This is a genomic window from Streptomyces sp. NPDC020362, assembly GCF_040642095.1.
Lineage (GTDB): Bacteria > Actinomycetota > Actinomycetes > Streptomycetales > Streptomycetaceae > Streptomyces.
This window is the reverse complement of sequence record NZ_JBFAET010000255.1, coordinates 1-10,837: the sequence shown is the minus strand read 5'-3', so window position 1 is coordinate 10,837 and position 10,837 is coordinate 1. Positions and strand designations below refer to the sequence as shown.

Below are 10,837 nucleotides of genomic sequence, written 5' to 3'. Positions count from 1 at the left end.
GCCCGTGCCCCCTGACAGCCGCCCCCGCCGCCGCGCACGGCGGGCCTGGATCGCCACGACCGTCTTCCTGGCCGCCGCGGCCGTCCTGCTCTGGCTGCTGCTGCGGCCGGCCCCCGCACCCACGGTCACCGCCGTCGAAGTCCAGGCACCCACCGGTCGCTTGCGCTGCGGTCAGACCGCCGATCTGGTCGGCGTGGTGACCACCGACGGCCGCGGAGGCCCGGTGACGTACCACTGGCTGCGCAGCGACGGCCACGACTCGGGCGAGCTGGTCCACATGGCCCATCGCGGCGACCGCCGGGTCACCGTGCATCTCCGCTGGACCGTGCGCGGTTCCGGCGGGTTCCGGGGTACCGCCCGCCTGCTGATCGCGCACCAGCGGAACCCGGTCGAGGCGGAAGCGACCTTCAGTTACGTCTGTCGGGTCCACAGCGGCAGTTGATCCTGGAGGGAACCGACGACGGCGGTGCGCAGCAGAGCGGCAGAACCTGCGTCCGCGGGCCCAGTCCGCCGGGCTTGTCACTCACCCGGTTGAGAGGGTGCATAGCTGACGGAACGGGCGCTTCCGCAGTGGTGTGATCGCGAGTGAGTGTTTTCGGTCAGGATCTGATCGATCACTCTGCGTACAGGAAGTCGCTTCCGTCCCCCTGCACCCTCCGCACCCTCTCGCGTGCGCCCGTCCAGTAGTGCGCGCCCAGTACGGGCATTCATGCGGACGTACCGAGGATACGACGAAAATTTTCCCGACTTGCTGTCAAACAGACGCAAGAATCGACCGAAACTGACTGTGATCCTTTGACTCCTGATCGGCCATTCAGTGAGTGTCGTTCACATGTCCGACACATCCCGGGACGCCGCCGGTGGCCCGATGCGCATACGCGACTTTCGGCTGCTGCTCGCGGGAGCTGCCGCCGGACAGCTCGGTGCCCAGGTCACGTTGGTGGCCCTGCCCCTGGTGGCCGTCCTCGAACTCGACGCCTCGGCCTTCCAGGTGGGCCTCCTCACCGCCGCGGAGACAGCCGCCTTCCTGCTGGTCGGGCTGCCCGCCGGGGCACTCACCGACCGCATGCGCAAGCGCCCCCTGATGATCCGCGCGGACCTGGTGCGAGCCGCGGCCATGGCGAGCATCCCCGCCGCCGCGCTCGCCCACGTCCTGACGATGGCTCAGCTCTACGCGGTCGCACTCGTCACCGGCGTGGCGACCGTGTTCTTCGACGTCGCCCATCAGAGCTACCTGCCGCAGATCGTGCCCCGTGACCAGCTCGTGGCCGGCAACGGCGCGCTGGAGACGGTCCGTTCCACCGCCCAGGTGACCGGCCCCGGCGTCGGCGGCGGCCTGGTCCAGCTCGCCGGAGCCCACCTCGCCGTCATCGCCGACGCCATCGGCTACGCGCTCTCCGCGCTGTTCCTCCTGCGCGTCGAGCAGCCCGAGGAACCGCCCGAGCCAGCCACCGGCGGTTCCCTGCGCAAGGACATCGGCGAGGGCATCCGTTTCGTCACCGGCCATCCGCTGCTCCGTGTCATCGCCCTCACCACCGCCCTCGCCAACCTGTGCACGGCCGTCCTCATGGCGACACAGACCGTCTATCTCGTCCGCGTCGTCGGACTGCAGCCGGGCGCGCTCGGCCTGGTGATGTCCGCGTCAGCCGTCGGAGGGCTCCTGGGCGCCCTGTGCGCCGCGCGCCTCGCCACCCGGCTGGGGCAGGCCCGGCTCATCCTGCTGTCCGTCCTCGCGACCGGGCCGTTCGCCGTGCTGTGGCCCCTGTCCGGTCACGGCCTCCTCGGCGCGGCCCTCTTCGCCACCGGATCGGCGGTCGCCTCCTTCGGCGCCGTCGTCTACAACGTCTCCCAGGTCAGCTTCCGCCAGGGGCTGTGCCCGCCGCGGCTGCTCGGCCGGATGAACGCCACCCTGCGCTTCCTCATGTGGGGCACCCTGCCGCTCGGCGCACTCCTCGGTGGCGCCCTGGCCGGGTCCTTCGGGCCGCGCACGGCACTCGCCTGGTGTGCCGCGGGCTTCCTTGCCGTACCGCTGCCACTGCTGTTCTCCCCGCTGCGCGGGATGCGGGACCTGCCCGGACCGGACGGCGCCCTCGCAGGCGCCGACCACGAGACACCGCGGGAGAGCGCCACCGCGGACGGCGACGAACAGATCGCCCCCACGCCCACCCGCTGAACCGGACGGGCGGTCCCACCGGGCTTCTCCGCGCCAGTACGGCCACCGCCCCCATCGCACCGCCGTGTCCGTACCGGCAGGACACACGCCGCCCGTACCTGCCCGCGCCCCTTTCCGTGAAACTGCGGCCACGACAGAGAGGATCACGTGCTCAGCATCACGAGCCAGTACCTGGCCCGCTACCGGCATCTCACGGCCGGCGACCGGTCCGGCGCCCTGCTGCCCGTCACCGGAGCACAGCGCCGTTTCGTACTGGTGCGTTCGCTGGACCCGTCGGGACGCCCCGACGTGGTGCCGATGTTCTTCGCCTTCCCGCACGACACCGTCGACCCCGAGCGCCTGCGGGCAGCGGCCCGCCGGCTCGCCGCGCGGCACACCGCCCTGCGCTCGCGGCCCGTTGTCGTCCGCGGGACCCCCGTCCTGCGCGTCGGAGAACCGGACGTCGGCGTGACCCGGCCGGAACCCGCTCCGGGCGAGCGGCCCGCCGACACGCTCCGCCGCGCGCTGGCCTCCTGGGATCCGCAGGGTCCACCACTGAGGCTGTTCCTCGCACGCGACGACGAGGGCCGCGAGGAGGACATCCTCGCCGTCGTCCTGGACCACGCCGTCTGCGACGGCCGCTCGCTGGCCCGGATCGTCGAGGACCTCGGCGCCGCATACGGCGAGGACGCCGACGCATCCCGTCACTCGCCCGAGGAGGCGGAAGCGGAACTCGTCGCCTACCGGGAGGCCGTCCTCCTCCAACTGGCCTCCGAGGAACGGGCGGAGACACCCGAGGCGCTCGCGTACTGGGCGGACCGGCTGCGCGGCGTACGCGCACAGGCTCCGCACCCTCGCCCGGGCCGTGTGCCCGACGGAACACTCCCGAGCGGCGCGGTGCAGGCCCTGCTGCCCGCGCACGACGACGGCGTACCCTTCCCCGGACTGCTCGACGCCTGCCGCTCCGCGGCCCGCGCGCTGTACGGTCCGGGCCACCTCGTCCCGCTCGGATACCCGTGGGGCGGCCGTCCCTCCGGCGCGGAGCCGGTCGTCGGCTGCTTCCTCAACACCGTCGTCTTCCCGGCCGCCACCGGCCACGGGCCCGCCGCGGAGGCGACGGCCGACGTCTGGTGGGACGACCTCGACCGGGCCGACGCGCCCTTCGACGCGGTCGTGACCGCCGCACGGTCCACCGGCCCGGGCTGGACCGGAAGCCTCGACGGACTGCTGACCGTGGACGACGACAACCGCCGGCCGCCCCTCACACTGGCCGGTGTCGAAGGACGGGAAGTCCACGTCGACGGCAGACCGGTCCGCGGACCCTTCGCCGTCTCCGTCAACCAGGGGGCGGAGATCCGCCTTCGGACGGTGTGGGACCGTGCCGTCCTCGACGACGACACCGCGCACCGGGCGTTCGACGCGCTCACCGACGCGCTCACCGGCGCGCTGTGCCCATCGGGGCGGACCGTGGACTGACCCCGCCACCCGGACGCACGCGCGCCGCCGTCAAAGTCCGAACGGGCAGGCACCCGGCGCGCCCTCGAGGCGGGACACCACCGCACCCGGACCCCGGCACGTCCCCGGTCCCCGGCACGTCCCCGGTCCCCGGCACGTCCCCGGTCCCCGGCACGTCCCCGGAACGCCGCGCGTACCGGGAACCCGGCGCCGCACCGGGCCGTAGCGCACCACCCCGGCGCACCCACCCCCGCCCAGAGCCATTGCCTACCACCCCGCACCACCGCACACCCCGCACGAGCGCACCCGGCTCACCCTTCACGGCGCAGCACCGCCGCGACCCGAAGCAGCGCCCACCCCCGCGCCCCGCCCCACGCACGACGCGTCACCGCGCAACCCGCGGAGCCGCCTGCACGACCACCGCCGGCCAGGACCGCGACCGGCAGGCAAACCGACCCGACGACCTCAGGGATCGCCCATGTTTCCGCTCTCCTCCTCGCAGGAGATCGTCTGGCTGCACGAGCAGATGCAGCCCGGCAGCCGTGCCTACAACTTCACCGCAGCACTCGACCTGTGGGGCACCCTCGACACCGAGGCACTGCGCCAGGGACTCGCCGCCACACTGGCACGCCACCCCGGTCTGCGGCTCGAACTGGTCGCCTCCACGGGGTCCGTACCGGAGCAGCGGGTCGCGCAGCGGTGCCGGCCCCGGCTGCACACGGTCGACCTCAGCGGGGGAGAGGACCCCGAGGCGGCCTTCGCGCAACTGCTGCGCACCGAGGCCGAGACGCCGCTCGACACCTTCGAGGCACCGCTGATCCGCTGGACGCTCGTGCGGCTCGCCGAACGCCACCACCGACTGGTCCATGTGGAGCACCATCTGATCCACGACGGGCACTCCTTCGCGATCCTGCTCGACGACGTCTTCCGCGTCTACCGCGCCCAAGTCCTCGGCGAGACCCTGGAGCTCCCGCCCGCCCCGTCCTACGCGGACCACGTCCGGGCCCGGGCCGAGGCCGCGTACGCCCCCGAGTCCCTCGACTTCTGGCGGACCGAACTGCGCGACCAGCCCCACGACCTGCCGTTGCCGGGCCTCACCCGTCCCGGCGCCCGCCGCAGGCACCACGGCGGACAGCTCCGGCAGGCGATCGGCGCCGATCTCGCCGAGCGGCTGCGCGGGCACACCCGTACGCGCGGTCTCACCGCGTTCGCCACGCTCCTCGGCCTGTTCGCCGAACTCCTTCGCCGACACAGCGGCCGCTCCCGGATGGTCATCGGCACCGCCGTCGGCAACCGCCCCCGCGGCTACGAGGACGCCGTCGGCATGTTCGTCAACACCATCCCGCTGCCGCTCGCCCTGGACGCCACCGTCCCTGCCCAGGACACCATGGACGAGGTCACCGACACCCTCATCCGGGCCCTGCCGCACCAGGACGTGCCGGTGCAGGAGCTGACCCGGGCGCTCGGCATGCACACCTCCGGGGCCGACAACCCGCTGTTCTCCGTCATGTTCAGCGCCCACGACGCACCACTGCCCGAGATCGACGTACCCGGCCTCGACATCACGCTCTTCGAGGGTTTCAACACCGGCACCACCCGCTTCGACCTCGACGTGGTGCTCCTGCCGGACGACCGGCGCGGCGTCACCCCGCGCCACGGCGCGCCCGGAATGACCCTGGTCTGGGACTACGACGCCGACCTCCTCGGGGAGGACGTCGCCCGGCTGCTCTGCGGCCGCTTCCTGGACCTGCTGCGCGCCTACCTCGACACCCCCGAGGCCCCGCTGGCCGACCTGGCACCGGCCGCGGTGGAGCCGGCCGCCCCCTCCGTGCCCGTCCCGGCCGACCGCGATCCGCTGGATCCCGCGGCCGCCCACCACCCGTCGCTGCCCGCCCTGCTGTGCGGCGCACGCCGCCTCACCTACGGCGAACTCGACCAGCGTGTCGGCTCGCTCGCGGAGCGACTGCGCGCCGCGGGCGTGGCGCCCGGCCGGCCGGTGGCCGTCGTCCTGCCCAGGGGAACCGACTCGGTCGTCGCCCTGCTGGCGTGCCTGCGGACCGGCGCCGTGTACTGCCCGCTGTCCCCGTCCGACCCGCCGGCTCGGCTCCGCCTGCTGCTGGAGCGGCTCGCCCCGGCACTGGTCCTCACCGGCGACGGCACCCCGGCGCTCCCGGAAGCACTGCCGACCGCCCGGATCGACGCCCCGGAACTGCCCCGTGCCCGCGAAGCCGAGGAACTGCACGGCGCCACCTACGTCATCCACACATCCGGCTCCACCGGGACACCGAAGCCGGTCGCCGTCGGCCGCGCGGCGCTGGAACACCATCTGACCGCGACCGCCGACCGGTTCGGCCTCACCACCTCGGACCGGGTCCTGATGTTCGCCCAGCCGTCCTTCGACGTGGCGCTGGAGGAGGTGCTGCCCACCCTGCACTCGGGTGCGTGCCTGGTCCTCCCCGAGCACGAGGTGCCCACCGGCGTGGAACTCGCCGACCTGCTCGCGTCCGCGCGGGTCACCGTCGCCAACCTGCCCACCAGCTACTTCCTCGCCACCCGTGAGGACCTGAGGCCCGCGCTGCGCGACGAGAGCTGGACACCGAGGCTCCTGGTCCTCGGCGGCGAACGCCTTCCCGCGCAGGCACTGCGCGGCGTCCTCGCGGACACCGACGCCACCGTCCTCAACGTGTACGGCGTCACGGAGGCGGCCATCAGCTCCACCGTCCACGAGATCTCCCGCGAGGCCCTCGCCGAGGGCGCCGAGATCCCCCTGGGCACCGAACTGCCGGGCGAGCGCGTCCATGTCCTGGACGCCCACCACCGGCCGCTGCCGTCCGGCGCCGTCGGTGAACTCGCCGTCGCCGGGCCGGGCCTCGCCGAGGGGTACGCGGGCAACGCGGAGGCGACGGCCACCCGGTTCGTCACCGTCGACGCGCTCGGCGGGGAGCGCGTCTACCTCACCGGCGACCTCGGCTACCGCGGTCTGGACGGTCTGCTCTACTTCCTGGGACGGCGCGACAACCAGATCAAGCTGCGAGGCCATCGCATCGAGCTGGAGGAGATCGAGGCCGCGGCATCCGCGGCGCTGGGCGGCCGGTCCTGCGCCGTCGTGCTGGACCGTGAGAGCGCCGGAGGGCCCCGGCTCGTCGGCTTCCTCGAAGACGGCGCCGACCGCGCGGACTTCGACGAGAAGGCGCTCCACGCCGAGCTGAGCCGCCGCCTGCCCGGCCCCCTCGTACCCGCCCGGTGGGCCCCGCTGGACACCATGCCGACCCTCGCCGGCGGCAAGCCCGACCGGACGGCTCTGGCTCGCCGCGCGGCGGCGCTCGACGCGGTGGCCGCCCCGGAGCCCGAGCCCGGGTCCGAGTCCGAGACCGAGCCCGAGTCCGAGACCGAGTCGGAGTCCCAGCAGGGGCAGGCGGGCGCCGCCGTGCCGGACGATCCGATGACGGCCCTGCTCACGGAGGGCTGGCGCAAGGTCCTCGGCCACAGCCGCTTCGACGCCCGCTCCCACTTCTTCCGCAGCGGGGGCCATTCCCTTCTGGCTGCTGAGCTCGCGGCCTGGCTGGAGCCCCGGCTGGGCACGCGCCCGCCGCTGAAGGTGCTCTTCCGCAACCCCGTGCTCGCCGACCAGGCCGACGCCCTCGCGGCCTCCGCCACCCTCACCCCGGAGTCGTGATGCCCCAGTCCCTGCCCACCCTCGACACCGCCGTCGAGCCCAACACCACTGGCACCGCGACCGCGCCCACTGCCACTGGCACCGCGACCGCTCCTGCCATTGCCGGCACCGGCACCGCGACCGCGCCCACTGCAACTGGCACGGCGGCTGCGCCCGTCGTTTCCGACACCGGCACCGGCATCACCGGCACCGACATCGGTGCCGCGTTGAGCATCGCCCACGGTCCCGCAGCCGAACCGACCACCGTGCTGGCCCGCTTCGAGGACTGGGTGCGGTGCACCCCGCAGGCCCCCGCCGTGATCGACGGCGCACGGACCTGGACCTACCAGGACCTCGACAACGCCGCCGCGCGCGTCACCTCCGCCCTGTGCGACCGCGTACGGCCCGGGGACCTGGTCGGCGTCTGTCTCGACCGCTCCACCGCCCTCGTCGTGACCGCCGTCGCACTCGCCCGGATCGGCGCCGTCTACCTGCCGCTCGGCCCCCGCCCCGGCGGGCGGCGCACCCAGGCCGTCACGGAGGACCTCGACGTCGCCTGCCTCATCGGTGACCCCGGTGTCCTGCCCGAAGGCCACCGGACCGGGGAGCAGGCCCCGCTGCCCCTGCCCACCGACGGTGTGAACGCCCCCGCCGCCGCGGTGGCGGCCTTCGCCGCGTCCGGCCGGGGCGCGCGGCGCGCGCCCGAGGGCGCCCTGTACGCCGTCCTCACCTCAGGATCCACCGGCCGCCCCAAGGCCGTCGCCGTGGCCGAGGCCTCGCTGTCCGTCGCCCTCGACTGGTACCGGGCCGAGACCGGCCTGGCACCCGGCGACCGCCAGTCCCTGCTCATCGGTGTCGCGTTCGACCCGCACCTGCTGGAGCTGTGGGCCGCACTGACCTCCGGCGCCGCCCTCGTCCCGGCTCCCGACGACACCCGGTGGGACTCGCACGTACTCACCGACTGGTGGCGCGACGCCGCCGTCACGGTGACCGTGGCGGCCACCCCCACCGTCGAACCGCTCCTGGACCGGCCGTGGCCGCATGACCTGAAGCTGCGTCACCTCGTCGTAGGCGGCGACCGCATGCGCCGCCGCCCCGGCCCCGACGTCACCGCCACCGTCCACAACGCCTACGGCCCCGCAGAAGCCACCGTCGTCACCACCACCCACGCCATGCGCGGCACCGACGCGGAGGCGGGCGATGCGGCCCCGCCGCCCATTGGCACCCCGCTGCCGGGCGTCACCGTCGTCGTCACGGGTGACGACGGCCAACCCGTGGCCCGTGGGCAGGACGGCGAACTGCGGATCGGCGGCCACTGCCTGGCGCTCGGCTACCTCGACCCCGAGCTCACCGCACAGCGGTTCACCGCCCCGCCGGAGAGCCTGCCGCTGCCCGCGGTCGACCGCCTCTACGGCACCGGCGACCGGGTCCGGATGAACGCCGACGGCAGCCTGGAGTTCCTCGGCCGCATCGACGACCAGGTCAAGATCAGCGGGGTGAGAATCGAACCGGCCGAGGTGGAGGCCGCTTTCGAACAGGACCCCTGCGTACGCAGTGCCGTCGTCACCGTGCTGCGCGACAGCTCCGGCCACGCCCGCCTCGTCGCGCACGTGCGGCCGGCCGACGGTGCCGAGCCCACGGCCGGTGACCTGCTCGCCGCGGTCCGCGCCTGGCTTCCCGAGCAGGCCGCCCCCGCCGCCGTGCGGATCGTCGACGGCTACCCCCTGGACGCCAACGGAAAGGTCGACCGGGTCGCCCTGGCGGCCCAGGGCCCTGTGCCCACAGCGCCCGCGACCACCACGGACGACCTCACCGGCGCCACACCCACCGAACGGCTCGTCCTGACGACCGTGCGCGACCTCCTCGGCCGGACCGGCATCGCGCTCGGGGAGAACTTCACCGATGCCGGCGGCACCTCCGTCGTCGCCGCCCGGCTGCTCGTGGCTGTCGAGCGCGAGACCGGAGTACGCCCGCGCGCCCACGAACTGCTGCGCAGCACCGACCTGCGCGCCTTCGCCGCCCTCCTCGACCAGCGCCGGACCCCGCGACCGGCAGGAGCCTGACATGACACCCACGACCTCGCAGCCCGTCGACACCGCGCACCACACACCTTCGGCGCCGACCGGTGCCCGGACCACCGCACACGTCCCGCCGCCGGCGCCGGCAACGGCTCTGCCGGCACTCGTCGCGCGGCACGCCGAACTCACTCCGAACGCGCTGGCCGTCGTCGACGGCGACACCACGCTCACCTATGGCCGTCTCGTCCAGGCCGGCCGCGCCCTGGCCGCACGTCTGCGGGACCACCAGGTGGCCCGCGGCGACCGGGTGGCGCTGCTGACGACCCGGTCGGCCCGCACGGTCGTCGCGCAGCTCGCGCTGTGGTGGGCCGGAGCCGTGTGTGTCCCGCTCGACCCGGCCCAGCCCCGGCCCCGCACCGAAGCGATGATCGCCGACGCGGAGGTGACACTCACTGTCGGCGACGCGAAGCTGCTGGACGCGGCTGCGCTGAGCGGCCCCGTCCTCGCCCTGCCCGAGGAGCCGCTGACGAGCGGTCGGCCGGTGGACGAGGCCGACCCGGACAGCCCGGCGTTCATCATGTTCACCTCCGGCTCCACCGGCCGCCCCAAGGGTGTCGCCGTCCCGCACGGCGCCATCGCCGAACTGGTCACCGCACCGGACTACGTCACCCTCACCGCCCGCGACCGCGTCCTGTTCCACTCGCCCATGACCTTCGACGCCTCGACGTTCGAGGTGTGGGGGGCGCTCGCCAACGGCGCCGCGGTCGTCGTCTGTACCGTGCAACGGCCCTCCCTGGAGGACCTGGCCCGGCACATCGAACACCACGGTGTGACGGTGGCGTTCTTCACCACGGCCCTCTTCCACCAGCTCGCCGCGCGGAGCTCCCGCGTCTTCGCCCAGCTCCGCTCGGTCGTCGTGGGCGGCGAGGCCATGGCCGCCGCACAGGCCCGCGAGGTGTTGACCGCCTTCCCCTGGCTGGAACTCGTCAACGGCTACGGGCCGACCGAGACGACCACCTTCGCCACCGCCCACCGGGTCACCGAGCGCGACTGCGACGCACCGATACCGATCGGCAGGCCCATCGCCGGGGCCACCGTGCACGTCCTGGACGGCGAAGGCAGCCCGGTCCCGGACGGCGACCGGGGCGAACTGTGGATCGGCGGCAGCAGGCTCGCCCACGGATACACGGGCCTGCCCGAACTCACCGCCGAGCGGTTCGTCGACCACCCCGCCGCGGGCCGGCTCTACCGTACGGGCGACATCGTCTCCTTCCGGCCCGACGGCACCCTGGAGTTCCACGGCCGCAACGACGACCAGGTCAAGGTCCGCGGCTTCCGCATCGAACCCGCAGAGATCGAACACGCCCTGCGCCAGCAGCCGGACGTCGACGACGCAGCCGTCACCGTCGACCGCACGGGCACCCCCGAGGCACGGCTCGTCGCCTTCGTCGTCGCCGCGCCCGGACCCGTGCCCCCTCCCGGTGCGCTGCGCGAGCGGCTCACCGCCGTCCTGCCCGCTCACCTGGTGCCCGACGCGGTGACCCTGGTGGAGCAGCT

General features: G+C 74.0%; 5 protein-coding genes and 1 pseudogene. All 6 read left to right on the top strand.

Annotated elements, in window-relative coordinates; translation table 11 throughout:
• Positions 1–442: pseudogene (locus AB0H32_RS43235) on the top strand (hypothetical protein); the annotation flags it as partial.
• 390 nt (positions 443–832) lie between these two features.
• The gene (locus tag AB0H32_RS43230) at positions 833–2,173 is read left to right on the top strand and encodes an MFS transporter (RefSeq protein ID WP_361133524.1); all 1,341 of its coding nucleotides are present in this window, start codon (positions 833–835) and stop codon (positions 2,171–2,173) included.
• A 147-nt stretch (positions 2,174–2,320) separates the two neighbouring features.
• Positions 2,321–3,628, top strand: a complete 1,308-nt coding sequence (locus AB0H32_RS43225; protein ID WP_361133521.1) for a non-ribosomal peptide synthetase — start codon at positions 2,321–2,323, stop codon at positions 3,626–3,628.
• A gap of 457 nt (positions 3,629–4,085) precedes the next feature.
• Positions 4,086–7,283, top strand: a complete 3,198-nt coding sequence (locus AB0H32_RS43220; protein ID WP_361133519.1) for an amino acid adenylation domain-containing protein — start codon at positions 4,086–4,088, stop codon at positions 7,281–7,283.
• Positions 7,283–9,325 carry a non-ribosomal peptide synthetase gene (locus tag AB0H32_RS43215; protein ID WP_361133516.1) on the top strand — a complete coding sequence of 681 codons (2,043 nt, stop codon included), beginning with the start codon at positions 7,283–7,285 and terminating at the stop codon, positions 9,323–9,325. The genes AB0H32_RS43220 and AB0H32_RS43215 overlap by 1 nt, the downstream gene beginning before the upstream one ends.
• Position 9,326: 1 nt before the next feature.
• The coding region (locus AB0H32_RS43210) for an amino acid adenylation domain-containing protein (protein WP_361133514.1) at positions 9,327–10,837 on the top strand (1,511 nt) is incomplete at its 3' end.

Excerpts from the sequence above, each read along its gene's own strand:
- AB0H32_RS43230 (WP_361133524.1), top strand. The coding sequence starts at position 833 with ATGTCCGACACATCCCGGGACGCCGCCGGTGGCCCGATGCGCATACGC.
- AB0H32_RS43215 (WP_361133516.1), top strand. The coding sequence starts at position 7,283 with ATGCCCCAGTCCCTGCCCACCCTCGACACCGCCGTCGAGCCCAACACC.
- AB0H32_RS43220 (WP_361133519.1), top strand. The coding sequence starts at position 4,086 with ATGTTTCCGCTCTCCTCCTCGCAGGAGATCGTCTGGCTGCACGAGCAG.